At 63.1% G+C, this 24,549-nt stretch carries 24 protein-coding genes; 13 read left to right on the top strand and 11 right to left on the bottom strand.

What is annotated here, in order from left to right; genetic code table 11:
- The first annotated feature begins 93 nt into the window (after window positions 1-93).
- The 3 genes from RBH22_RS08240 to RBH22_RS08230 all read left to right on the top strand — a co-directional run bounded on the left by RBH22_RS08240 (window position 94) and on the right by RBH22_RS08230 (window position 1,535).
- Window positions 94-552, top strand: coding sequence for a hypothetical protein (locus RBH22_RS08240; RefSeq protein WP_306677167.1), 459 nt, complete (start codon window positions 94-96; stop codon window positions 550-552).
- Between the two features lie 73 nt (window positions 553-625).
- Entirely contained in the window at window positions 626-766 is a 141-nt protein-coding gene (locus RBH22_RS08235) for a C2H2-type zinc finger protein (protein WP_121569724.1), read from the top strand.
- A gap of 307 nt (window positions 767-1,073) precedes the next feature.
- Window positions 1,074-1,535 carry an ester cyclase gene (locus RBH22_RS08230; RefSeq protein ID WP_306677166.1) on the top strand — a complete coding sequence of 154 codons (462 nt, stop codon included), beginning with the start codon at window positions 1,074-1,076 and terminating at the stop codon, window positions 1,533-1,535.
- 24 nt (window positions 1,536-1,559) lie between these two features.
- Here the strand turns inward: RBH22_RS08230 and RBH22_RS08225 are convergent, their stop codons facing one another.
- On the bottom strand, window positions 1,560-1,952 hold the full coding sequence (locus tag RBH22_RS08225; RefSeq protein ID WP_306677165.1) for a secondary thiamine-phosphate synthase enzyme YjbQ: 393 nt from the start codon (window positions 1,950-1,952) through the stop codon (window positions 1,560-1,562).
- Between the two features lie 128 nt (window positions 1,953-2,080).
- Here RBH22_RS08225 and RBH22_RS08220 point away from each other — a divergent pair, with 128 nt between their 5' ends.
- Window positions 2,081-2,224, top strand: coding sequence for a hypothetical protein (locus RBH22_RS08220; protein ID WP_256290016.1), 144 nt, complete (start codon window positions 2,081-2,083; stop codon window positions 2,222-2,224).
- A 107-nt stretch (window positions 2,225-2,331) separates the two neighbouring features.
- Window positions 2,332-2,940 carry a plastocyanin/azurin family copper-binding protein gene (locus RBH22_RS08215; RefSeq protein WP_256290017.1) on the top strand — a complete coding sequence of 203 codons (609 nt, stop codon included), beginning with the start codon at window positions 2,332-2,334 and terminating at the stop codon, window positions 2,938-2,940.
- On the opposite strand, the gene RBH22_RS08210 is transcribed toward RBH22_RS08215, so the two are convergent.
- Window positions 2,852-4,018 carry a histidinol-phosphate transaminase gene (locus RBH22_RS08210; protein WP_306677164.1) on the bottom strand — a complete coding sequence of 389 codons (1,167 nt, stop codon included), beginning with the start codon at window positions 4,016-4,018 and terminating at the stop codon, window positions 2,852-2,854. The two genes, RBH22_RS08215 and RBH22_RS08210, sit on opposite strands and share 89 nt — an antisense overlap.
- A 157-nt stretch (window positions 4,019-4,175) precedes the next feature.
- Between RBH22_RS08210 and RBH22_RS08205 the strand changes: the two genes are divergently transcribed.
- Both RBH22_RS08205 and RBH22_RS08200 read left to right on the top strand, forming a co-directional pair.
- The gene (locus RBH22_RS08205) at window positions 4,176-4,340 is read left to right on the top strand and encodes a hypothetical protein (RefSeq protein ID WP_199723051.1); all 165 of its coding nucleotides are present in this window, start codon (window positions 4,176-4,178) and stop codon (window positions 4,338-4,340) included.
- Window positions 4,341-4,443: 103 nt separating this feature from the next.
- Window positions 4,444-4,818, top strand: a complete 375-nt coding sequence (locus RBH22_RS08200; RefSeq protein ID WP_256290022.1) for an Hsp20/alpha crystallin family protein — start codon at window positions 4,444-4,446, stop codon at window positions 4,816-4,818.
- 35 nt (window positions 4,819-4,853) lie between these two features.
- Here RBH22_RS08200 and RBH22_RS08195 read toward each other — a convergent pair whose 3' ends face one another.
- From RBH22_RS08195 to RBH22_RS08185, 3 genes are all read right to left on the bottom strand, one after another.
- Entirely contained in the window at window positions 4,854-5,471 is a 618-nt protein-coding gene (locus RBH22_RS08195; RefSeq protein ID WP_306677163.1) for a phosphoribosyltransferase, read from the bottom strand.
- 15 nt (window positions 5,472-5,486) lie between these two features.
- Window positions 5,487-5,831 carry a helix-turn-helix domain-containing protein gene (locus RBH22_RS08190; RefSeq protein WP_121569717.1) on the bottom strand — a complete coding sequence of 115 codons (345 nt, stop codon included), beginning with the start codon at window positions 5,829-5,831 and terminating at the stop codon, window positions 5,487-5,489.
- Between the two features lie 408 nt (window positions 5,832-6,239).
- The gene (locus tag RBH22_RS08185; RefSeq protein WP_306677162.1) at window positions 6,240-6,692 is read right to left on the bottom strand and encodes an Hsp20/alpha crystallin family protein; all 453 of its coding nucleotides are present in this window, start codon (window positions 6,690-6,692) and stop codon (window positions 6,240-6,242) included.
- Window positions 6,693-6,970: 278 nt separating this feature from the next.
- On the opposite strand from RBH22_RS08185, the gene RBH22_RS08180 reads away from it, so the two are divergent.
- From RBH22_RS08180 to RBH22_RS08170, 3 genes are all read left to right on the top strand, one after another.
- Entirely contained in the window at window positions 6,971-13,963 is a 6,993-nt protein-coding gene (locus tag RBH22_RS08180) for a malectin domain-containing carbohydrate-binding protein (protein ID WP_306677161.1), read from the top strand.
- Window positions 13,964-14,145: 182 nt separating this feature from the next.
- Window positions 14,146-16,101, top strand: a complete 1,956-nt coding sequence (locus RBH22_RS08175; protein ID WP_306677160.1) for a PKD domain-containing protein — start codon at window positions 14,146-14,148, stop codon at window positions 16,099-16,101.
- A gap of 61 nt (window positions 16,102-16,162) precedes the next feature.
- Window positions 16,163-17,062, top strand: coding sequence for a hypothetical protein (locus RBH22_RS08170; RefSeq protein WP_306677158.1), 900 nt, complete (start codon window positions 16,163-16,165; stop codon window positions 17,060-17,062).
- Between the two features lie 383 nt (window positions 17,063-17,445).
- Here the strand turns inward: RBH22_RS08170 and RBH22_RS08165 are convergent, their stop codons facing one another.
- The 6 genes from RBH22_RS08165 to RBH22_RS08140 all read right to left on the bottom strand — a co-directional run bounded on the left by RBH22_RS08165 (window position 17,446) and on the right by RBH22_RS08140 (window position 21,777).
- Window positions 17,446-17,868 carry a CBS domain-containing protein gene (locus RBH22_RS08165; protein WP_306677157.1) on the bottom strand — a complete coding sequence of 141 codons (423 nt, stop codon included), beginning with the start codon at window positions 17,866-17,868 and terminating at the stop codon, window positions 17,446-17,448.
- A 386-nt stretch (window positions 17,869-18,254) separates the two neighbouring features.
- On the bottom strand, window positions 18,255-19,022 hold the full coding sequence (locus RBH22_RS08160) for a PAC2 family protein (RefSeq protein ID WP_306677156.1): 768 nt from the start codon (window positions 19,020-19,022) through the stop codon (window positions 18,255-18,257).
- Between the two features lie 126 nt (window positions 19,023-19,148).
- Window positions 19,149-19,289 (bottom strand): hypothetical protein, encoded by a 141-nt coding sequence (locus tag RBH22_RS08155; RefSeq protein WP_256290031.1) that lies wholly within the window; start codon window positions 19,287-19,289, stop codon window positions 19,149-19,151.
- Window positions 19,290-19,491: 202 nt separating this feature from the next.
- Window positions 19,492-19,641: a hypothetical protein gene (locus tag RBH22_RS08150; protein WP_306677155.1), complete on the bottom strand. Its 150-nt coding sequence runs from the start codon at window positions 19,639-19,641 to the stop codon at window positions 19,492-19,494.
- A 276-nt stretch (window positions 19,642-19,917) separates the two neighbouring features.
- Window positions 19,918-20,520 carry a helix-turn-helix domain-containing protein gene (locus RBH22_RS08145; protein ID WP_256290032.1) on the bottom strand — a complete coding sequence of 201 codons (603 nt, stop codon included), beginning with the start codon at window positions 20,518-20,520 and terminating at the stop codon, window positions 19,918-19,920.
- Window positions 20,521-20,682: 162 nt separating this feature from the next.
- Entirely contained in the window at window positions 20,683-21,777 is a 1,095-nt protein-coding gene (locus tag RBH22_RS08140) for a zinc-binding dehydrogenase (protein WP_306677153.1), read from the bottom strand.
- A gap of 246 nt (window positions 21,778-22,023) precedes the next feature.
- Here RBH22_RS08140 and RBH22_RS08135 point away from each other — a divergent pair, with 246 nt between their 5' ends.
- From RBH22_RS08135 to RBH22_RS08125, 3 genes are read left to right on the top strand one after another with little or no spacing between them, the layout of a single operon-like run.
- Window positions 22,024-23,421, top strand: coding sequence for a Rieske 2Fe-2S domain-containing protein (locus RBH22_RS08135; protein ID WP_306677152.1), 1,398 nt, complete (start codon window positions 22,024-22,026; stop codon window positions 23,419-23,421).
- A complete protein-coding gene (locus RBH22_RS08130) occupies window positions 23,421-23,954 on the top strand; it encodes a 3-phenylpropionate/cinnamic acid dioxygenase subunit beta (RefSeq protein WP_306677151.1) in 534 nt (177 codons plus the stop codon). Before RBH22_RS08135 ends, RBH22_RS08130 begins: the two co-directional genes overlap by 1 nt.
- Window positions 23,951-24,433, top strand: a complete 483-nt coding sequence (locus RBH22_RS08125; protein WP_306677150.1) for a hypothetical protein — start codon at window positions 23,951-23,953, stop codon at window positions 24,431-24,433. The genes RBH22_RS08130 and RBH22_RS08125 overlap by 4 nt, the downstream gene beginning before the upstream one ends.
- The last annotated feature ends 116 nt before the right edge of the window (window positions 24,434-24,549 follow it).

The following is a 24,549-nucleotide window of genomic DNA, read 5'->3' as shown; positions in this document are numbered from 1 at the left end:
CGGACCTCCTCGTAGCGTCTCGCCGAACGATATGGCACGCATCGATGCACGGGTACGATAACCACTATAGTACTGGTCGCCGAACGTCAGACTATGGCGCTCGATATCGACACTCCTACCCCACCAGATCTGACGAACCGTCCCCTGCCGAGCACGTTTGACTCGGAGGAACTCGAAGACGCCGAAGAACTCCGGCGGGCGGAACTCGAAGAAGTGCTCCGCGACGGGGCGTGGAACGAGGCGTTCGAGGAGTGGGCCGAGTACACGGACCTGAGTGACTCGGAAGTTCGGTCCCTCCAGGATGCTGGCGTCTTCGAACAACTGGACTTCTACTGGGACCCGATCGACGCCACGTTCCGATTCGAGGTCCCGAGCCTTCCGCCGGAGTTGGCCGACGAGGAACTCGCTACCTACGCCACCACGGAGTTGACCGATCTCGGGCAGACCGTGATCGAACTCCTCGCGGACGCGTATCTCGACTGGGGCGACGAGGAGTCGCCGATCGACCACTGGAGCGAGGAGACGTTCAGCGATCAGACGCCGCCCGAATAGCGAGGAGGGGTTCGATCGGCCGACGCTCGTGGTCCGCGCCAGCATTAATACGAACGTCGCCGAACAGACAGCTATGAGTGAACACGACTCCGAAGCCGAAGGTGAGGAACTCCCGTTCGAGTGCGATATGTGCGACGAACGCTTCGCGACCCGTGAAGAACTGAAAGATCACGTCTGGGAGTACCACGAGATGGGCGGCGACGTGCCGCCGTGATCTGTGGTCGATACGCAGTTGCGGCCGATACGCGTGTGTCGCAGTAGCGACCACCGAGAGCATCTGTGCTGCCGTGTAAGTCGGATATACTGTTCCCTTCGACGGCAGCTATGGTGCGTCAGCAACGCTTACTCTACAGGGCTCGTGAGTAACAGTTGCTTTCAACCCGGTCTGGGCGACTCTATAGAGCATTTGCAACTGATTGCGCACCCGATCGCACGACAGGGTGTGCTCGGATGCGTGAAGACTTGCAAATACTACTATAGCGTTGCTAACAATGTAGCTCCGTTGTGTCAGTTCGAACGCTATGGGAGCGACAGACAACAAAGTGATCGTCCGGCGGATCATCGACGAAGCGTGGAACGAACAGGACCTCGACGTCATCGACGAACTCTACAGCGAAGACTACACCGGGCACTGGTACCTCCCCGGTGGTGAGGATAGCGACCGCGAATCCCTCAAGGCATTTATGAGCGACGTCTTCGAGGGGTTCCCGGACTACGAGATGGACATCGAGTTCCTGATCGCCGAAGACGACCTCGTGACCATCGGGTTCACCGGAGACGGGAGTCACGAAGGAGAGTTTATGGGGATCCCACCGAGCGGGAGTGAGCCAGCGGGCACTCCGACCCCCGGCCACATCACGTACCGTATCGAAGACGGGCAGGTCGTCGAGGGCTGGTCGACGTGGGACGCGCTCGGTCTACTACAGGGGCTCGGGGTGCTTCCCGAGGAGCTCTCGGCGATGGCACCGGCGGCCGACGACTAGGCGGTGGTCAGGCCTAGGCGGTGGTCAGGCGGGTGTCGTCGTCACCTCTAGCGAGCGCGTTCGCGGCCCGTCGCACTCGACGAAGAGGACCGACTGCCACGTGCCGAGGTCGAGCTCGCCGTCGACGACGGGGACGGAGACGCTCTCTCCGAGGAGCATCGCCCGGAGGTGTGCGTCGGCGTTGTCGTCGATCGTATCGTGCTCGTAGCCACCCTCCCGGGGGACGATTCGGTCGAGCGCGCGTTCGACGTCGCCCAGAAGTCGCGTCTCGTTTTCGTTGACGACGACGCCCGCCGTCGTGTGCGGAACGAAGGCCGTGCACACGCCACGATCCACGTCGTCGGGGACTGCTTGGGCGACTTTCGCCGTCACGTCGACGACCGCGACGCGCTCACTCGTGCTGACTTGGATCGACATAGGTGCTCGTAGGACCGAGAGGCTGATGAGTTTACTTGTGTTCACGTGCTCGCATCTCTTGTGATCGGTCGCTCGGTGCGATCGATCCACGGGTGGATTTATTGACCTGACGTGCGTCTGTGCGGACGATGACCGAAACAATCGAGATCAGCGACGACCTCGCCGAGCGCATCGACGGCCATCTCGAAGAGGACGAAACGATTCCCGAATTCATCGAGGAACTGGTCTCGATCTACGAACAGGAGGGCCGGTTCCTGCAGGAAGGGGCCTAAACCGACCGACTGCGCAGACCCTTTCCGTGGTGGAAATGGCTGATTACGGACAGCACCGGGCGTGGAAGTCTCCGACTTACTATCTTGTGAGGGGGTCTAGCGCGACTATGGATCGGACTGCGAACGGAATTTCGCGACGCGGACTCCTCCGGGCGGCCGTCGGGGCCGGTGCCGCCGCCGGTGCGACTGGGGGGGCAGCGGCGCAGGAAGGCACTACTCACACCGTAGATATGACCGACGAGTTGGTCTTCGCTCCCGATTCGATAACGATCGCTCCCGGCGACACCATCGTCTGGGAGAACGTCGGGACGATCGGCCACTCGATCACCGCCTACGAGGACGACATCCCAGACGAGGCCGAATACTTCGCTTCGGGGGGATTCGACGCGGAGGAACCCGCCCGAGGGGCCTATTCGGCGGGCGACCCTGACAGCGGCGATGTCGCCGGCGGCGAGTCGTATCAGCACACCTTCGAGGTAGAGGGCACCTACGATTACTTCTGTGTCCCACACGAGAGTGTCGGGATGATTGCGGCCGTCGACGTCGTCCCCGGCGGTGCCACTCCCACCCCGAGTGGACCGGCTGCCCCGACTGTCCCGGACGCTGCCAAGACGCTTCTCGTGACGGTCACCGGCGCGTTCGTCGCCGTCCTCGCTCTCGCGTACTTCTTCCTGAAGTACGGCGGGGACTACGAAATGATGGACGAAGAGCAATAACCTGAAGCGAGCGAGGACCACCAGAGCGAGGATCACCTCCGAACGGCGACTGGATAGCGGCCCGAGCACATTGCAGAATCTCGCGGAACGCCTCCACGACGCGCTCGTTGTCCTCTGGCCGCGCCGTCGTCACGCGTAGGTATCCAGCGCCGAGTCGGTCGTCGCCGAGTGGTTTGATGAAGATCTTCCGCTCTCGGAGTTTCGCAGCGACCTCGTCTGCGTCGTGCGGGCTCACGTCGGCGAGGAAGAAGTACGTCTGACTCGGGAACGTCGTGACGCCCACCGACTCTAACTCCGACGCCAACTGGTCGGCCCACGAGCGCAGGCGATCGATCCGTCGCTCGATCTTCTGGTGGTGATCGAGCGTTGCAATCGCGGCCGCCTGGCTCGGCCGCGCCAGCGGGTAGGCGTCGTTGCTCGCGTTCAACTCGGCGGCGACTGACTCGGGGAGCACCGCGTACCCGATCCGGAATCCCGCCAGGCTGTGGGCTTTCGAGAGCGTCCGCGTCACGAACAGATTGTCGTACTCCGGGACGAGATTCGCGACCGGATTCTCGACGAAATCGACGAACGCCTCGTCGACGAGAAACCGTGTCTCGGGGTATTGCTCCAGTAGCCCGGGGAGGGCTTCCATATCGAAGCCGCTCCCGTTCGGATTGTTCGGATTGACGATCACCGCGAGCGTCGTTTCCTCTGGGATCTCGAGGTCCCGGAGATCGAACTGAAAGTCGTCTTCGGGGCGCAGTCGCGTTTCGGTGTATCTGTCGGCGATTTCGGGAAACAGCGGGTACGTCGGCGTCAACAGGTGCACCTGCTCGCCGAACCGATCGAACAACTGTCGCAGAATCAGCTCTGAGCCGGCGTTGACGTGGATGTGATCCGCCGAAACGCCCGCGCGGTCGGCGAGGCGATCCCGGAGCGGTTCCGAGTACGCCTCTGTGTAGTGATTACTCCGCGGCAGTTCTGCACGCGCGGCGTCGATCGCTTCGTCGATCGGTGGCGGCGGATTCTCACAGAGCAGGAGTCTGACGCCCTCGAAACCGGATCCACCTTTCTCCGTCGTCGATTCTTGGGTCATACTACTGCTTCGGTTCACAATGGAGGATAACAAACGTTTGCCGAGCGCAATAGCTTAGTTTCGGCCCACGAAACATCCGACAGCACCGGGACGTATCCACGCAGTCGTGCTCGCCTAGACGAGTCCAGACTCGACGTACCGGTGCGTGGAACACACTATGGGAGACACGAAAGAGGGCCGCGATAAACAAGGTCTCGACGAGGAACAGCGCCAACGCGAGCACGAACTCGAAACCGAACGCGAGTACGAAGAAGCCGCCGAGGAACGGCGCGAGGAACACGAAGCGGAGGAGGCCGAAGCCGAACTCGCAGACGACGAATAGCCGTTCTCGCATCGATCCCCGATTCGTCGCCGCTGTCCCTCCGCAGCTGCTCGTACCGTCCGAATTTATAGTTCCTGCAGGCGAGTGTACACGTGGTGGAAGTATGCCAGACCGCACTCGATCCACACTCGCCAGCGCACAGCCTCGCGGTCGTCCTGCGACCGACCGATCGCGATCGTTCCCCGTCGACGTGGCCGACCGCGGTGACCGCTTTCTCGTGTCGGCCGAACTCCCGGGCCTACGAACTCAAGAGATCGACGTCACGGTCCGTAAGAACAAACTCCAGATCGTCGCCGAACCCACGACGGAGACGGACGGCACGTACCGCCGGCGTGAGCGTGACTCGGGGACGCTCCGGCGCGTAATTCATCTCCCCGAAGCGGTCGACGAGAAACACGTCTCCGCGTCCTACAACGACGGGATTCTGTGGGTCACGCTGCAGAAACGGGACCAACCGACGCACGTCGAGATCCAGTGACTGCCGGGCGCCTCGGCGCCCCCTGTGTGCTTCGACTACAGGTACGATCTCGCTTCGTCGTCGGTGACCTGCACGAACGAGTCGTAGAACTGCCCGACGGCCCCGAAGTGTGACGGCTCGGCGACGCAGATCACTTCGTCGGCTTCCGAACGCAACCGCTCGGCCGTGTCGGGCGGTGCGACCGGGACCGCCAAAATCACGCGTTCGGCCCCCGACTGCTCGACTTGCCGGATGCAGGCGGTCGTCGTGGCGCCGGTCGCGACGCCGTCGTCGACGACCAGCACCGTCTTCCCCCGAAGATCGGGTGCCGACCGATCGCCGCGGTAGCGTTCGACCTTCTCCTGTGCCGCCTCGCGCTCGCGTTCGATCCGCTCGTCGACGTAGGGGTCCGGGACCCGCAGGTCGTCGATCAGTGACTCGTTCAGCCAGACGGTGCCGTCGCTGGCGACGGCGCCGATCGCCAGTTCCGGGTTCTGCGGCGCACCGAGCTTTCGGGCTGCGACGATGTCGAGCGGGAGGCCGAGCGCATCGGCGACGGCGCGTCCGACGGGCAGGCCACCGCGCGGGATCGCGAGGACGATGTCCGCATCGACGCCTCGCGTTTCGAGGACGTCGGCGAGCTGTCGACCGGCGTCGGCTCGATCTTCGAACATTCGAGGCTCACCCACTCATTTGAACGAGACCCCGACGTCGGTCGCACGCGTCTCCTGTGGGGAAATCGTGACCTGTATCTGATCGATCGGACACGCGTACTGGTGCGGGTGTTTGCCGTCGGTGGAAAATTGGACTGCTTCCTCCAGGAGCGGCACCGCGCTGAGCTGATCGAGTTTGCGATAGACGGTCGAGAGTGGAAGATTCAATCGTTCGGACAGTTCACGTGCGGTCAACGACTGCTCGGACGTCGAGGCGAGTATCGCTCGACACTTCGGATCGCTCAGCGCGGTGAGTGCCTCCTGCGTCTGTTCGTCGACGTCGCCAAATTCTACCGTCGACTCCGCTGACTTCGGAACCATAGTACCGCGTTATACTGTTCAACAAGCGTTTATAGTGCTTCGGCTTGGTCCTCGAAGGTGTTCATACACCGGGACACCGCCCGGTGGCTATGGTAGCGTTTGCACGTCTTCACTCACCTAATCGCACGCAGTCGTGCGATTGGCTGTGTAATCAGTTGCAAACGCTACTATAACGGACTGCTCGACTGCGGTTCGTCTCGCTTGCACGGCGTGTGCGACGCCTGTGTACTCCGTTGCAAACGTCCGACGTATTCGACGAGAAAGTGGCTCCGCGTCCAGTTTCTGACGAGCGGCGTCCTGTAGTAGCATTTGCAACCGATTGCACACCGGACCACACGCTGTCGTGCGAGCGGGTGCGTGAAGACGTGCAAATGCTACTAAAGCTGTTATGAACTGCGGTCCGTCTCCCTACTCTTCTTCGATGTCTATCGTGCGGGCTTCTTCGATTTCGAGTTTCGGGAGTGTGACCGTCAGCACGCCGTTTTTCATCCGCGCGCTTACGTTCTCCTTGTCGATATCGTCGGGTAGTCGGATCGATCGGTGCATCGACTGCTGGCGTCGCTCGTGCCGGAGGTACTGCTCTTCTTCTTTCTCGACGTCAGATTCGCGCTCGGCTTCGATCCGGAGCGTGTGATCTGTCACCTGAAGGCTGACGTCGTCTCGCTCGAACCCTGGGAGATCGACGGTGACGAGGAATTCGTCGTCGTGCTCGACGAGGTCGAGCGCCATCGATTCGAACTCCGTGGACCATCGGCTGAGCGGTCCCTCGGACTCCCAGATCCGAGACGAGTTGTCGAACTGTCTACTCATCCGCTCGAACAGGCGTTCGAGCTCTTCGAATGGGTTACCGCGTGCGCTCATAGTGAGTCACTCCAAGAGGTAGTACGACGACCATCAGCAAATAATCTCGGGTCAGGCGGTAGACACTCGACCGGCCATCGATTTGGATCAGTGACGCTGACCGATCGGCTATTATGCGACCCTTGTGTCTGTTATTACCGTATTAGCTGTACAAACACAACGTTAGCTGGCTCAGCGTCTGATTACTTATTGTTTTGTCGTATGTGGTTGTCTCCAACGGGCGCGAGAGCCCCCGTGATCGATATGCAACAGATGGGAGATCCAGACAGGAATCGACGATGAACAGGCAACGACAAGCGACAGCGCTCGTACTCGTCGCGCTGATGCTGTTCTCGGTCGCCGGAACAGGATTCGCTGCGGGGAGTCCGAGCTCAGTAGCGGAAGTGGAATCGCAGCCGACAGCGAGTATCGGCTCGGGTGAGCCGGCAGCGGTGACCGCAGCCGCTGGCGATGTTCTGTACCGCGCGAACGCGGGCGGAAGCTTCACTGCGGACGGTAACCAGTGGGACCCGCTCGTGGACTACCAGGTCGCCGGGGAAGACGAGACCTCTTCTCACGGCCAGCCCAGCACGATCCACAGTTCGGTCCCCGCGGGGACACCCAGTCAGATCTGGGAGACCGAACGCTGGGACCCGAGCGACGGAGAAGAGATGCAGTACGAGTTCGATGTCGCGAGCGGCCAGCAGGTCGAGGTCCGACTGTACTTCTACGACGGCTACTCGGGCACCAGCAGCGTCGGTGACCGGGTATTCGACGTGGCCGTCGAGGGACAGACGGTCCTCGACGACTTCGACATTATCGAGACGTACGGCGACGACACGGGTGCGATGGAATCCTTCACCGTCACGAGCGACGGCACGATCGACGTTGACTTCGGTCACGTGACGCAGAATCCCCAGGTCAACGCGATCGAGATTGTCTCGGCCGAACCACAGTCCGATACGCTCGGTGGACCGGGCTCGGTCGACTTCGGTCAGGTACTGGTCGACAACTCCGAGCAGGAGACGGTCACCGTGACGAATCTAGGCGGTGACGGCGACCCGAGCATCGACATCACAGACGTCTCGGTCACCGGGTCAGACGCGGACGAGTTCACGGCTGGAGCGGCGTCCGATACGTCGCTCGCGCCCGGCGAGTCCGCCGACGTCCCGGTGACCTTCTCGCCGTCCAGCGTCGACCCGATGAGCGCGACGCTCGAGATCAGCCACTCCGGGTCCAACTCCCCGCTGACGGTGGACCTCTCGGGCGAGGGCGCGAGCGCGGTCGACCCGAGCTTCCAGAAGAGCAAGCTGGAGGGCTTCAGCGCGGGCAACCCGACGGCCATCGAGTTCGGGCCCGACGGCCGGGTCTACGTCTCGACGCAGGGCGGCACGGTCTACGCGCTGAACGTCACCCGGACCGCTGAGAACAGCTACGAGGTCGAAAACGAGGTTCAGATTGACGCCATCAAGGACATCCCGAACCACGACGACTTCGGGAACATCGACACCAGCGAGGACAACCGCCAGATCACCGGTCTGACCGTCGGCGGCACCGCCGACCAGCCCGTGGTCTACGTCTCCTCGAGTGATCCCGAGATCGACGTGGGGCAGGACGACGACGACACGGACACCAACTCCGGGGCCATCTCGCGGCTGACGGTCAACGCAGGTAGCGGCGAGACGCTGCAGGCGAGCGACGTCGAGCACGACGTGATGGCCCTCGGGCTGCCGCGCTCCGAGGAGAACCACGCGACGAACGGCCTCGACCTGACTCCCGACGGCGACACGCTGTACGTCGCCCAGGGCGGCCACACCAACAAGGGCGCGCCGGGCGACAACTTCGGCCACACGCCGGAGTACGCGCTGTCGGCGGCGGTCCTCGAGATCGACCTGGCACAGATCGAGAACAACCACCAGGCGACGAGCCTGCAGACGCACAACAGCGAGTACCCGGACCTCGACTACCTGTACGCCCTCCCGACCATCCAGGGCGGCGACCTGCCGTTCGGCGGTAACGACGGCATCAACCAGGCGAAGCTCGTCGAGGGCGGCCCGGTGCAGATCTACTCGCCCGGGTACCGGAACCCCTACGACCTGGTCCTCGCTGAGAGCGGCCAGCTCTACGTCAGCGACCACGGTCCGAACGGCGGCTGGGGCGGCCAGCCGGCCGACGCGAACGGTAACATCGTGGCCGACGCGGCGTCGGTGACGAACCACCCCAACGAGGACGGTAGCTACGGCACTAACGATCAACTCATCGCGGCGGACGAGGGCGACTACGCCGGCCACGCCGCGCCGATTCGCGCGAACCCGACGCAGGCGGACATCTACGACGCGGACGGGAACGTGATCTTCGACATCACGTCGTCGAACTCCCCGGTTCCGGAGAGTCTGGTCGACCCGCGGCAGGCCGACTACATCCCGCCGACGAGCGGGTCGCCCGATCCGGGCGCACCAGCGGGTAGCGCCAACACGATGGAGTTCGAGGACGGCAGCAAGGTCCTCTTCGGGCCGACCGGTGGGACCGGACAGTACACCGCCTCGAACTTCGGCGGCGCGATGGAGGGCGACCTCCTGCAGGTCGAACTCAACGGTAACATTTACCGCGTGGAACTGAGCGCCGACGGTGAGACGGTCACGAACGTCGAACAGATCGGCAACACCGGCGGCGCGCTCGGTATCTCCGCGCAGGACGACGGCGAGGTCTTCCCCGGGACGATCTGGACCGCCAACCACGGCGGTAACGACGTCACCATCTTCGAGCCGGTCGACTACGGCGACGGCGACACGGGCGAGCAGTGCGACCCCGACAACCTCGACCCGGAGGGCGACGCGGACGGTGACGGCTACTCCAACGGTGACGAACTCGCCGTGGGAACCGATCCCTGTTCGTCGGCCTCCACGCCGGCCGACTTCGACGACGACGGCAATCCGAACGAGCTCGATCCCGACGACGACAACGACGGACTCGACGACACCGAGGACCCCTTCGCGGTCGATCCGGACAACGGGCTCGACACGACGCTCCCCGTCCAGCACGACCTCTCCGAACTGAGCCTGTTCGGCGAGGACGGACAGGGCTGGACCGGGCTGATGACGAACGGTACCGACTACCAGGACCTCTACGACCCGACGCAGATGACGGTCGGCGGCGCGGCGGAGGTCCTGACGGTCGAGAACGTCCCTCAGGGTGACGCCCACGCGGGCACGAACACGCAGCAGTACGCGTTCCAGTTCGGCGTCAACCCGCCGGACGAGCCGTTCACGGTCGAGTCGACGGTCGCCTCCTTCCCGGAGAACCCCGAGGACTTCCAGTCCGCCGGCATCTACGTCGGCACCGGCGACCAGTCCAACTACTCGAAGCTCGTCGTCGCGGCCGACGGTGGCAACGGCGGCATCGAGTTCGCCCAGGAGGAGGGCGACTCGTTCACGCACCAGACCTCACCGAACATCGTGAGCGACAGTAACGTCACCGGTGCGGACACGACGCTCCGGCTGACGGTCGATCCGACGACCGACCCGATGCCGGACAACGGCGAGGACGAAGTCGCCCTCACCGCCGAGTACGAGGTCGACGGTGAGACGAAGGAAGTCGGGACGGCCGCGATTCCGGCGTCCTGGCTCGACACCTCCGACGGCACCGGCCTCGCGGTGGGCGTCATCTCGACGTCGAACGGTGCGAGTTCGACGTTCGACGCGACGTGGACCGACATCAGTGTCGAATACGTCACTCCGCCCGCAAATCAGCCACCGACCGCCGACGCGGGCTCCGACCAGACGGTCGACGAGGGCCAGCAGGTCACGCTTGACGGCTCCGAATCCAGCGATCCTGACGGTGACTCGATGAGCTACTCGTGGACCCAGACGGCCGGTCCGTCGGTGACCCTCTCGGACGCCGACACGGCGACGCCGACGTTCACTGCGCCCGACATCGGCGCTGACGAGACGCTCACCTTCGAGGTCGAAGTCTCCGACGGCGAGGCGACCGACACCGACACGGTCGACGTCACGGTGCAGGACACGGACGTGGCGACCGGTGACGTCGTGTTCGCGGTGAACTCCGGCGGCTCGGAGTACACGGCCACTGGCGGCACAGTCTACCAGGCCGACACGAACTTCGACGGCGGCTCGACGTACAGCGTCTCGCAGCCGATCAACGACACGCAGAACGACCCGCTGTACCACACCGAACGGTACGGACAGAACTTCAGCTACGACATCCCGCTGGAGAACGGCACGTACCAGGTCACCCTGAAGTTCGCCGAGATCTACCAGGGGGTCTCCCCCCAGGACTCCCCGGACTCGACGGGCCCCGAGGACGGCACGAACGAGAACGACCGCGTGTTCGACGTGACCATCGAGGGACAGCAGGTCATCGAGAACAAGGACCTCTATGCGGAGGTCGGTCCGCTGAACGCGACCGAAGAGACGTTCACTGTCGAGGTCACCGACGGTGAACTGAACGTCGCGTTCCCCTGGGACTCGGATAACTACGACAACGCGAAGATATCGGCGATCAAGATCGTCGCAGTCGGAGAGGTACCCGACGACGAGATGACCGTCGCGGAGGCAGTCGCGAGCTACGGTGACGGCGACGACTCTACGATCAGTCTGCAGGAGATCCAGACGGGCATCAACTGGTGGTCGACTGGTACGGAAGTCCCGAACACCGGCGGGGAGACGATCTCCCTCCAGGAGATCCAGCAGTTGATCAATATGTGGTCGACCGGCGCGACCGTCGGCGACGGCGGTGACAACACCGCTCCGACGATCGACCCCATCTCGGACCAGACGGTCACCGAGGGCGACTCGGCAACCGTCCCGGTCAACGCGAACGACCTCGACGGCGACGCGGTGTCGCTGTCGGTCAGCGGTCCCGACTTCGTCAGCCTCTCGAACAGCGAACTCACTATCGCCCCGCAGTCGGGCGACGCCGGCACCTACACGGTCGAGGTCACGGCCGACGACGGCCAGGCCACCACGACCGAGAGTTTCCAGCTCACCGTCAACGAGCCCAGTGCAGCCACCGGCTCGGCGCAGGTCGCGATCACGCCCGACAGCGGAACCGAGGCGAGCACCTACGGCGGTGGCTCGTTTACCGTCGAGAACACCGGCGACCAGCAGATATCGTCGGTCACCTTCGACCTCTCGGAGTCGGCGATGCCCGATATGGTGTTCGACCCCGACGGGACCGCCGGCGACCAGGCTGCGAAGGGCCTGAACATCGATTCCCAATCGGGTGACGGCGTCGGCGTCGTGAGCACGGCAGACGACGACGTGTTCAGCCAGCCGCACAACGGCGTGAACGGCTCCGACGGCTACGACGTGCTGACCATCGAGTTCACCGACTTCGACCCCGGCGAGTCGGTGTCGTTCTCAGCAGACAACGACCCGACGGGTATCAAGGGCGCGACCGTTTCCTCCCAGGAGGCCGGTCCGGTCTCCGGTCTCGAACTCGCCCGCTCCAGCGTGAGCGTCGAGTACGCGGACGGAAGTGCCCAGGAGACGCAGCTGTTCAGTGACGGCAGCGCGGGCGGCGCACAGGCGACGCTCGACGAGTCGGTCGCACCGGCACCGACCATCGACGTGCAGGCCGTCGACCTCAACGACGGCGTGCTCCGCGACCACCACAGCGCGGCCACCGTGAACGAAGCCGACCAGACTGTGACCGTCACTGGCCAGCCCGGCGAGACGGTCACGCTGCTGCACTTCGAGAGCGAACTCGAACTCGACAACGTGCCCGAGTACGACGGTACGCCCGGTTACGACATCGAGGCCTATGAGGCGAACAAGATCGAGAACGTCGACTATCAGACGGTCCCCCTCGACTCGAACGGGGAGGCCGAAGTGCCCGTCACGCTGCTCAACACGACCGCAGTCGGCGGCTACAACTACTTCGTGGCGACCCAGGGCGAGCCCGGTTCCGACACCGGCCTCGACTCGAACGTGGTCGTCCTGAAGTACGAGGAGAGCGCCGGCGACGGTGGTGACGACGGCGTCACCAGCTTCGCCGTGAACGCCGGCGGTGACGCCTACACCGCCGCGGACGGCACAGAGTTCCAGGCTGACGCTAACTTCGACGGCGGCTCGACGTTCACGACGGGGAACTCGGGGACGCCCTCGAATCCCGAGATCTCGAACACCGAGGACGATGAGCTGTACTACACCGAGCGGTACGGCGACTTCAGCTACGATGTGCCTCTCGAAGACGGCGAGTACGAGGTCACTCTGCACTTCGTGGAGATCTACCAGGGCGTGGCGAACGACGGTGGCGAAGGCGACCGCCTGTTCAATGTCTCGATCGAGGGGCAGCAGGTCCTCGACGAGTACGACATCTACGCGGAAGCCGGTGGTGCGCACGCCGCCGTCACCGAGACGTTTACCACCGAGGTCACCGACGGCGAACTGAACGTCGACTTCAGCACCGTCGAAGACAACGCGAAGGTGTCGGCAATTGAGATCGACCCCGTCAACGGCGACGGCGACGACAACGCCGCGCCGACGATCGACTCAATCGACAACCAGACCGTCACCGCGGGCGAGACTGCCCAGGTCACCGTCAACGCCTCCGACGACGACGGCGACTCGCTGACGCTGTCGGTCGACGGACCGGACTTCGTCGACCTGACGGACGACGGCGACGGGACCGGGACGCTTGACATCGCTCCCAAAGACGGCGACGCCGGAACCTACACTGTCGAAGTGACGGCCGACGACGGCACCACCACGACCACCGAGAGCTTCGAGGTGGCCGTTGAGGAGGCCGAGGCCCAGCTGCTCCACCGCGTGAACGCGGGCGAGAGCACGACGCTCTCTGCGACCGACGACGGCCCCGACTGGACCGGTGTGGCTGACACGAGTTCACCGCACCTCGTCTCGGTTGCGCCGTCTACCTCGGGTAACTACTGCGGCGGTACGATCGATTCGACGACCGCCGACGTTCCCTCGTCGACGCCCGACGGGGTGTTCGATTGCGAGCGCTACGGGAACGCCACCTGGGAGTTCTCGGTCGATACCGGCCAGGAGGTCGAGGTGCGTCTCTACCTCGGCAACCAGTTCTCGAGTACCAGTGAGCCCGGCGAACGGGAGTACAACGTCTCCATCGAGGACACGCAGGTGCTGACCAACTACGACCCGGCGGCCGACGTCGGCCACGCGACCGGGACGATGAAGTCGTTCACTGTCACCGACGACGGGGACGGCAACGTCACGGTGACCTTCGATCAGGGAGCGGCCGAGAATCCGCAGGTCAATGCGATCGAAATCGTCGAGACGGAGGGTGGTAACTGAACGGCGACCCCAGCGACCACCTCCCGACCCGCGCCGCCAATTCCCGGCTGACGCCGCCCCGCGGTATCTACGTCGGGACGTACAACGTGGCGGGCAACTAGCCCGGGAAACCATTCCGAGGCATCGCCCGTGCCGTCGTGGACGGCACGAAGTGATAGATACAAACACGATAGCAATCATCGATGACAACGACTCGAAGCAGATTCAGACAAGCGCTCGTGACGCTCGTGGCGCTGACGGTCGCCCTCTCGGCATTCGGCTACGCGCCGGTGGGGACGGCCGCGGCCCAGAGCGTCTCAGTATCGAACTCGCCGTCGACGACGACGGCTGCACCCGGCGACACGGTGACCATCACGACGACGTTCACGGCAACAGATGTCAACGGGCCGGGGTTGGAAGCGCAGTTCCCCTCGGGCTGGACTGGAGAGATGACTGACTCTGATAGTGGCTTCGTTAAGGAAGCCGGCGGGAACGTCCTGCAGGCCGTCTGGCTCAGCAACGGCACCTACGAAGTGACCTACGACGTCGAAATACCCGCAGACGCTGACGCTGGCGACTACTCGGTCACTACCGAAGGCTCCGGAATCAATCCGGCCAACGACGAACGGATCGCCGAGTCGACGACGACGACTATCACCGTTCAAACGACGCCCGACAACCAGGACCCGAGCGCTTCGTTCAGCGCCTCGCCGTCTGATCCAACGGTCGGCGATTCAGTGAGCTTCGACGCCTCCGGCTCCAGTGACGCGGACGGTTCGATCGCGAGCTACGAGTGGGACTTCGGCGACGGAACCAGCGCCACGGGCGCGTCGCCGTCGCACAGCTACGACAGCGCAGGCAGCTACACGGTGTCGCTGACGGTGACCGACGACGACGGGGCTACTGCGACGACCCAGCAGACAATTACTGTCTCCGAGGCAGCCCCGGAGAACCAAGCCCCGAGCGCCTCGTTCAGTGCCTCGCCATCTGATCCCGCAGTCGGCGATTCAGTGAGCTTCGACGCCTCCGGCTCCAGTGACGCGGACGGCTCGATCGCGAGCTACGAGTGGGACTTCGGCGACGGTTCGACTGACTCCGGTGATTCGGTCACGCACACCTTCAGTTCGCCCGGCGACTACGACGTCGAACTGACGGTGACCGACGACGACGGCGCGACCGACACCACGACACAGACGGTCTCAGTCGCCGAGACGGCCGCTCCCGCTAACTTCCAAATTTCGGCGATCGACGTCGAATCGCCGGTCACGCAGGGCGATGCGGCGACCGTCTCGGCGTCCGTCGAGAACACCGGCGACGACGGGACGCAGACAGTCGCTGTCGCCGTCGACGGTGCGACGGTCGACAGTCAGGGCGTGACGCTCGCGAGCGGTGCGAGCGACGACGTCACCTTCGAGGTTGCTACTGACAGTCTCTCCGTCGGCGACCACGACGTCGACCTTTCGACTGCGAACGACTCCGCGAGCGGACAGCTGACGGTGACCGAACCGGAACCCCCAGCAGACGACCTTGAGACGTCGGTGAGCCTCTCGCCGGCGAACGGTGAGAGCTCCGTCGGCGGGACGACGACGTACGAACTCGTCGTCGACGACGCGGAAGGCGGCGTCGGTGCGTACACGGCGACCGTCTCCGTCGACGATCCGTCTGTCGGATCCATCACCGACGTGGAACTGCAAGGGAATCCGGCTGAGGAGACTTCGGAGGCCAACATCGCGGCCGACGGCTCCTCAGTCGCGATCGACGCTGCACTGATGAATACGGCCGACTCCGGAAGCGTGGTCGTTGCGACGATAACCGTCCAGGGTGAGGCAGCCGGCTCGACTTCCCTCTCGACCGCTGTCGAAGCGATTGCCGACGAAGACGCGACCACTTACGCCGTCACCGGCACGAACGGTGCGTCCCTCACCGTCACCGAAATCACCGTCGGCAACTACACCAGTCCGGTCACTGACGTCGACGACGACGGTGCTTACGAGGACATCAACGGTGACGGCGAGTTCAACATCGTCGACATCCAGGGCCTGTTCGTCAACCTCGACGACGAGGCCGTCCAGGACAACCCGGCCTACTTCGACTTCAACGGTGACGGTACCGTCGATGTCGCCGACGTCCAGGCTCTCTTCAACGAACTGACTACCTAACTACGCCTCTCTCTTTCCGTTTCGAGCCACCACCAATCAAAAACATACACAGAGGACAGTAATGATCACGACACTGCTCGGCGACCTGACTTCGACCGCCCAACGTAGACGCGCGCTCCGCGCGGGTCTCGCGGTAGTGGCCGCGGTTCTGGTCGTGACCGGCACCGGAGTAGCGGCAACCGAAAAACTCGACTCAGGAAACGGCGGACCGCCGATCGAAGACGCGGACGCGGACGCCGACGCCTACGACGTCGTCGTCGAGGACGCGACCGACGGCGTCGGCGCGTACAACGTCACCGTCTCGCTCGCGGACTCGTCGTCTGCGCGGATCACCGGCTTCGATCCGCACGAGACCGCCGATCTGGCGAACACCACGATATCGGCGGACGGATCGCGGGTCGTCGCGACGGTCGCGCTGATGAACACCACCGATACCGGGCGCGTACGGATCGGCTCGCTCACACTCAGCGGTGCGGACGCCGAGTCAGCCGACACGACGCTCACGGTCAACGCACTCGGTGACGAGCAGGGTGATCCCTACGACGCCGACACGCGCGTGCGAGTCGTCTCGTCGACGCAGGAGTCGGTCGAAGACGATCCCACGGATCCGAGCCAGGGCGACGACGACAACGACGGTTCGGACGCCAGCGACTCTGCGGACTCGAGTGACGACGGCGACGAGCAATCGAGCCCAGCAGACACGACTGAGAGCGAACTCCAGACGACAGCCGACGCTGGTGACGGCACCGCCGACGGTAACGACGCTGGCGCAGCGACGGACGTCGCTGACGATGACGCTGGTACCGCGACCGATCCAGCGACGGCAGACAATCTCGGGACGGCCGGTTCCGACTCCGTCACGGACGCCGACTCCAGTCCGGTACCGGTGAGTGGGATGGGCGTCGTAGCGGTGCTCGCCGCCATCGGCGTCCTCGTGCTGGTTCGTCGGTGGTCAGGCTAATCACGTCGGCTGCACGTCTGTGACGCATCCCGCAACCTCGGGGTTGCGAACCGTTCGTCACAGTCACGACCGATCGGACGAGCATCTATTGCCGCCGATTGAGGGTCGGCCGCAGCCGTCGGTGGTGACTCGCTCTTCGCTTTCTGTTCTGCCCTTGCTTCTCATCTGTGGTATCCACGGCTGGAGCGAGGTGGAACTCAAAGGCCTCGACTGGGCCGATCAAAAAATAGTGGCAGGTATCACCGAGAATCCGGTTCCTGTGTGTCTGCGGACGCACTGTGGGACGACCGTACTCTTGCGGTGCCCTCCGGATCTCGACGGCACTCGATTGACCACGGCCTCGGTCGTTTTTTCGACGTCGATCCCCCAATCGGGGCTGTCGTTCAGTACGGGGGCGATTCGGTTTCGATGACGCCGGCCAGGTTGTCCAGTTCGTCAGAGAGCAGGATCAACAGATCGTCCAACGTCACGATCCCCGCCAGATTGCCATCGGTCTCGGTGACGGGCATCCGGCGAACCGAGTGTTCGTGCATCTGTCTGATCGCCTCGAAGACGCCGGCATCGGTATCGACCGTAACTGGCGTCTCGGTCATCACGTCGGCCGCCGTCACTGTCGTCGGGTCGGCGCGGGGTTCGAGGACCTCGACGACGAGGTCGCGATCGGTGACGATTCCGACGGGACGACCGTCCTCTTCGATGATCACGCTCCCGACGTTCTCTTCTTTCATCACGGTCGCGAGGTTCCCTGCGGATTGGTCTCGCTGCGCTGTCATTACTCCTGTCCGAGCGACGTCTACTACAGGCATTGTCCTCCATCGGAGATATCGGATGCCTGTTGTATAATTGTATCTGTGGCTGTACGTTTCCGCCACACGCCGCCGTTCTGCACGCGCCCCTCGTGATCTAACTGTCTCTCGCCCCCGATTCCGGATGACTGCTCTCCCCAGTCCTCCGCTATCTGTGGACGCAACCCGACGTTGTCTCACGGAGTAAAAAGCTGCTACCACCGGTCAGGAAGCAATTAATATAACAACTGTACGTCTGTTAGTGTTATTTGTTATGATATCACTACGGGGCCCAGAGAGTGAAAAGCGAGTGGCGACGTATTCGGCGTGTGAAGGCGTTATGAAATCATCGGACTACTTCGTCGGATTCGCGAGAATAGTGAGTTCGCTCCGTCGATGCGCCGCCGCTACTGATACATGGTCAAACCTGGGGATTCCTCGAGCTCCTGTTGTTGCTGGGCCTCGGTCATCTGCCGGTAGTGCTGTGCGATCTGTTCCATCTGCTGTCTGATCTGGTCGGCTTGCTCTTCGAGTTCAGTCGTGTCGATGTCGAAGTCGACCAGCGGTTCGAGGGCGTTTTCGATGACAGAGCGCGCGGCGGCTGGGTCAGGCAAGTACGGATTCGCCTTCACCACCAGCACTGCCGCGGGAACGTCGGCGTGGTGGCACTTCGAGACGAGCGCTCCGGTGATCCCGCCAATCAACCCGGGCCCATCAGCCGGCTGGATCCCAGCGTCGCGAAGTTGCGATTCGATCGTTGCTGTGGTCCCGACGCCGACGACGTTGCCGATCTGGTCTTCGCTCTCCGCCGGTGCTCCTGCGAGGAAGACCGCTCGCTCGAACTCCTGGGCGAGGTCGTCGAGGATGCACCGACTGAGCGCTTTGAACGCCTGTCCAGGCAGTGCGACGTCGCTTTGCAGCGTCATTACGGCTGGATCGTCGCGGGCGTACACCCGGACGAGATCCCGGACGCGACCGTCTTTGAACGACGTTACGGGCGGAAAATCTTCCGAGACGATGTTCCCGTGGTGTTCGAGTGACAACTGTCTCGTGATGACGTCGACTGTGATGGCGGCAACTAATCCGTGACCGGGTAATCCTTCGATGAGCGTCGTCGCGTCGCCGTTGATTTCGCTCACTCGATCGAACGTTACTGATGGGCTTTCTCGTGGCATCTTTGTTAACTCCGTGGGGGGGTCTGGTGTTTCGAATCAGCGGTGCGTGGTGTTTGGGCTCGACGGTCCATCCGATCACGTGTCTGGACGTGACCAAACATATTAGTCAGTAAACACGAGCCCATATCAATCCATCCACTCCGTGATTCCGAGGATCTTCTCACAGATCGGGCAGACCCAGACAGTGGCAATCCCGGAGTGATCCTGCGGCTCGCCGCCGCTCACGGGCGTAATCTCTTCTTCACAGTAGGGACATTTCCCCGGCATACGATTCCTACATCACGGGGCAGTACCAAGATAGTACCCCCTCTCGGCGTGTCCTTTTTTTGCGTGCTCGTGGTTCAACTCACCGGCTGGCCGTCGTGTTTGTACGCGAGCGGCCGGTCTACGGAGCTATCCACTATGACAGCCATCGCCCGCCTCGAGGCAAGCCGCCCACGCCGCTGCCGACGGTGATCGAGTGATCACCTCACTTGAGATTGACGAACAGCGCGGTCGAGAGCAACACATCGACGACCGCGTCGCGGCGGTCGAAACCGCGCTCGGCCACCGTCCGCGACGGCGGAGCGAATCGTAGGCCGACGTTCGCCGACTCGCTGCCCGAAATCCCTCTCGACAAATAAATATAAGAATCCAATCATTCATATCTTATTTACTATTTCTCTGTTCTCTAATCCGCATCCAACGTATAGCTATCTCGGAATCTCTTTCTTGTCTCTAATGAACTATGCGAAAACAAGCACCAAAACTCTGCTAACTCCTTTTTGTGCTGGTTCCACAGCGCGCTCCACGTCTTATTCCGGATCGCGAAAGAGAGTGCTGTCGCTCAGAAGAGGGTAAAATATAATTCATAATGGTCTAACCGATCAAAAATAGGACCAATTTCCCGACCGAATTACTCTATCTCTGTAGCGCCGTTCTCCGCGGCGTCGGTCTCGGCATCAGGCCCGAGATCGCCTCGCCGCTCCAAGTATTCTTGTCCCTCCTCGGTTTCGGCGATCAGGTCGTCGAAGATGGCTGCGTCCGTCTTGAACTTGTGGAGGTTGTGGACGGATGTCGTCTCGAACTCGTCGATCACCTCGCCGTGGTCTTCGAAAAACGCCGTCACCCACTCGTCCATCTGCTCGGTGCTTCGGAACTGGGTGATGAGCTGCCAGCGGTACTTGTGATCCGCGTTGAAAAACATCAACACGTGCGGGTCCTCGACGAGGGTGTCGTAACAGTCCTCCCAGTGGTCTCTGAAGTTCGGGTAGTGGAAGGCGATGCGGAACACGTAGTGCTTGAACAGCGTCCGTCGCGGGACGACGGTTTTCCGGAAGAGCCCCTCTGTCTCCATCTCCCGAAGCAGCGTGTTCACGTGATTGTGGGACAGTGAGATGCCGTACTCCTCTTTGAGGATCTCGCTGAGTTCGCGACTCGACGCGGTCGGATTCGCGATGCGTGCCTGCAGAAGGATGAGATCTCGGGGGCCGATTTCGGCCAGCGTGTCATTGGTCATCGTGTTTTCCGACTCTTTTCGGGCAGCCTTCAAAAGGGCTGCGAGAAGTTGCCCGTGGTCCGGACTGTGGGCGTCGCTGTGACGCCTTCAGACTGTCGGACAGATGCCACTGAAGCAGTGCGACACCCGTGGATGCCGAGAAATTTCCAATCTCCGACAGTATCACGCCCCCTCTTCGAACTGAACGACGCTTCGGATCACTTCGCCCGCGTCGAGCGCGGCGAACGCCTCGTCGAGTTCCTCCAGTTCGTAGCGGCGCGTGAGGATCGCGTCGAGATCGAGATCGCCGTTCTGATACATCCTGACGTACCGCGGGATGTCGACCCGCGGTTGCGTGAAGCCGACGATGTTGCCGACGACGGAGATCCCCTTCGTGAACCGTCCGAGGTCGATCTCGGCGGGCGGCGTGTCGCTCGTCCCGGTGATCGCCGCCGTGCCGCCCGGTCTCAGCGACGCGATGGCCTGCTGGACGGTCTGGGGAGCGCCGATGCACTCGAAAGCGTAGTCGACGCCGCCGGTGAGTTCTTCGATCCGTTCGACGGGATCTTCCTCGCCGGCGTTCACGGTATGTGTCGCGCCGATTTCCGCCATCGTGTCGAGCGTGTCGGCATCGAGGTCGACGGCAACGATCGTGCCCGCGCTGACGGCGTTGGCCGCGAGGACGGCCCCGGCGCCGACGCCGCCACAGCCGAATACCGCGACCGTCTCGCCGCCGTCGACGTCGGTGATGTTCGAGACGGCTCCGAGGCCGGTCGTGACGCCGCAACCGAGCAGCGCCCCGATCTCGAACGGGACGTCGTCGGCGACGGGAACCACCTGTCGCTCGGGGACGACAGCCATACTCGCGAACGACGACTGGGCGTAGAAGTGGTCGATCGGCTCGCCGTCCTGACTGAGCCGATGCGTCCCGTCCATCATCTGTCCCCGGGTCTCGCGTCGAGCCTGGCAGAGATACGGCTGGCCGCTCCGACAGTACTCACAGTCGCCACAGGAGGGCAGCACCCAGAGCACGACGTGGTCGCCCGGCTCCACCGTCGAGACGCCGTCGCCGACGGCCTCGACGACGCCTGCGCCTTCGTGGCCCAGCACGACCGGGAAATCGGTGTCGTCACTCGTGTAGGCGTGATAATCGGTGTGACACACGCCCGTCGCGCGCACGTCCACCAGGACCTCACCCGGTTCGGGATCGTCGAGTGTGACTGTCTCGACTGCGTGTTCTTCTGGTCCGCGGACGACTGCCGCTTCGATCTCACGCATCGATATCACTGCGTACGCGATCGCGCGACGCCGTGTCCGTGAGTCGTGCGACGTTGTCTCGCGACCCTGACGTACCGGAGCCCCGATTCGATGTGGACTGACTCATTCGCTCGACCCTACAGAAGACAGCGTAATATAATTTTGCCTTAGCAGAATACAATCGAGCAAACTGAGCCACTTTCAAATTACAAATACTCCTATATTCGGAATATTTAAGTATCTATACTCTGAAGTCGACGTATAAGTATGGCAGCAGGTGACAAACCCAGCGCGACAGAACAAGCGCTGCAGGACGCTCGCGACTCGCTCGATGAGGGGTTCTTCCCGCTCGAGTTCTTCCACGACGAGAACCTCCACGACCTCGAGATGGAGCGCATCTTCGGGCAGGCGTGGGTGTTCATCGGTCACGAATCGGAGATCCCGGAGCCGGGCGATTACGCCCGCCGCTACATCGGCGACGACGCGTTCATCTTCGTCCGCGACGAGAGCGGCGAGGTGAATCTGCTGTTCGACAGTTGTCGCCACCGCGGCGCGCAGGTCTGCCGTGCCGAACAGGGGAACACCTCGCACTTCCGGTGTCCGTATCACGGCTGGACGTACAAGAACGACGGCGACGCGGCTGGCATCCCGCAGAAATCGAAGGCGTTCAAGAACCTCGATCGAGAGGAGTACGGCCTGGCGCACGTCCCCCGACTCGAAACCTACGAGGGGCTCGTCTTCGCCTCGCTCGCCGAAGAGGGACCGTCGTTCGAGGAGTGGCTCGGCGACTTCAAGTGGTACTTCGACGTCCATATGAAGCTTCCCGAGGGCGGAATGGAGGTCATCGGCGAACCGCACCGCTGGGTCATCGACGCCAACTGGAAGACCATCGCGGACAACTTCAACGGCGACAGCTACCACACCGCGTGGGCGCACGGCTCGGTCCTCGATCTGGAACTTGGCGGCGAAGAGACAGTCGGCCACGCTGGAACCGGCGACAGCCTCGACCGACACATCCACTGTGACGGCCACACGACGAGTATGCGCGGGTTCGAGGACGAAGACGTCTTCCTCACCTACCCCGAGGAGGTCGTCGAGGACCTGTTCACGAAGGAGGATCTCTCGGACGCCCAGTGGAAACTGGCCCGTCAGGCGCTCTCGTTCACCGGTGCGATCTTCCCGAACTTCGGGTTCCTCCACTTCGGCGACACCACAGACGACCCCGAGAAAGACGTCGCGCCGTTCTTCACCATCCGGAAGTGGCGACCGCTCGGTCCCGACAAGATGGAACTGTGGAGTTGGGGACTGGCCCCGAAGAACGCGCCCGAGGAGTTCAAAGAACGGATGTACAAGATGTACACCTCGAACTTCGGCCCGACCGGGAACTTCGAACAGGACGACGTGCCGATCTGGAAGGGCATCACTGAATCCGCCAACGGGCAGTTCGCCAGCAGTCAGAACCTCCAGTTGAACTACCAGATGGGGCTCGAGTGGATGAGCGAGATGGAACTCGACGACGAGTGGCTCGGCCCCGGCTTCGCCTACTCGGAGAACCTCGAAGAGGGCGGGATGCGCCTGTTCCACGAGCAGTGGTACGAGATGCTCGCGGGCAACGATAGAACCGACGCCACGGGCACGCCGATGAACGTCCAGGAGGACCAGTGATGTTGGCCGAACGCGAAGAGCAGCTGGAAGCCCTCCTCGTCGAACGGGAAGTCGAGCAGTTCCTCTACTACGAGGCGGAACTGCTCGACAACCGCGAACTCCACGAGTGGTTCGACCACGTCGCCGACGACATCAACTACCGGATGCCACGGCGGCTGATGCGCGAGAACACCGCCAGCGTGTTCAGCGAACGAGGGTACTACTTCAACGAGGACTACGGCTCGCTGAAGGCCCGCGTCGAGCGCTTCGACTCCGAGTACGCCTGGGCGGAACGCCCGCCCACCCGGACACGCCGCTACGTCACCAACGTGCGCATCACCCGGGACGACGAGGCACTCGCCGAGGACGAACTGTTCGTCGAGGCCAACCTCCTCGTGTACCTGAGCCGCGGGGACAGTGAGAAACACACGTTCTTCTCGGCGCGGCGCGAGGACGTCCTCCGGCGACGCGGGGACACATTCGAGATCGCAGACCGGGAGATCCGACTGGATCAGACGGTCCTGAGCACCGACAACATCTCGATATTCCTATGACGGACGCAACTGAATCAGCGCCCCACCTCGAGATTGCCGAGGAGACCGAGATCCGCGGCGACGACGCGGCGGTGACCGTCCGGCAGATCAAGACGCCGAAGGGCGAACGGCTGGAGGTCCGCGCCGGCGACGAGGTGCTTCGGGCGGACGCGCTCGGCTTGGAGAGCCTCTCGTGGCAGGACCTGGACGTCTTCTCGGAGTTCCTCGGGTACGAGTACGACCTCGCGGCTCGGTCGGAACCGGAGTCTGACGCCGACGACGCGGTCGACTGCGAGTTCACACTGAGTAACGAGTACGCGGACATCGTCGTCCGCAGCGTCGCGTCGCCGGATGGCGACCGGCTCGTCATCGAAGCGCCGAAGAAGCACTTCAGCATCCGCGTCGACGCCGAGGGGCTCGAAGGCCTCGCCGCACAGGACACGAGCATCTTCTCGGAGTTCCTCGAAACGCCGCACGGCCCGGGTGGTCACGCGCACTGAGGACCGCGTGACCGCCCGAACTGAGGACCTCGGGATCACGCACACTGACGATCCTGGGGTCGCCGACACTCGTCGCGCGACCCTCGGGGCGTCGACGCAGTACGGACAGACACCGA

Origin of the sequence: Halobellus sp. H-GB7 (genome assembly GCF_030848585.1) — an archaeon.
Taxonomy (GTDB): Archaea; Halobacteriota; Halobacteria; order Halobacteriales; family Haloferacaceae; genus Haloquadratum; species Haloquadratum inordinatus.
Note: the sequence above shows the minus strand (reverse complement) of the source record. Positions and strands in the feature narration are given on the sequence as shown.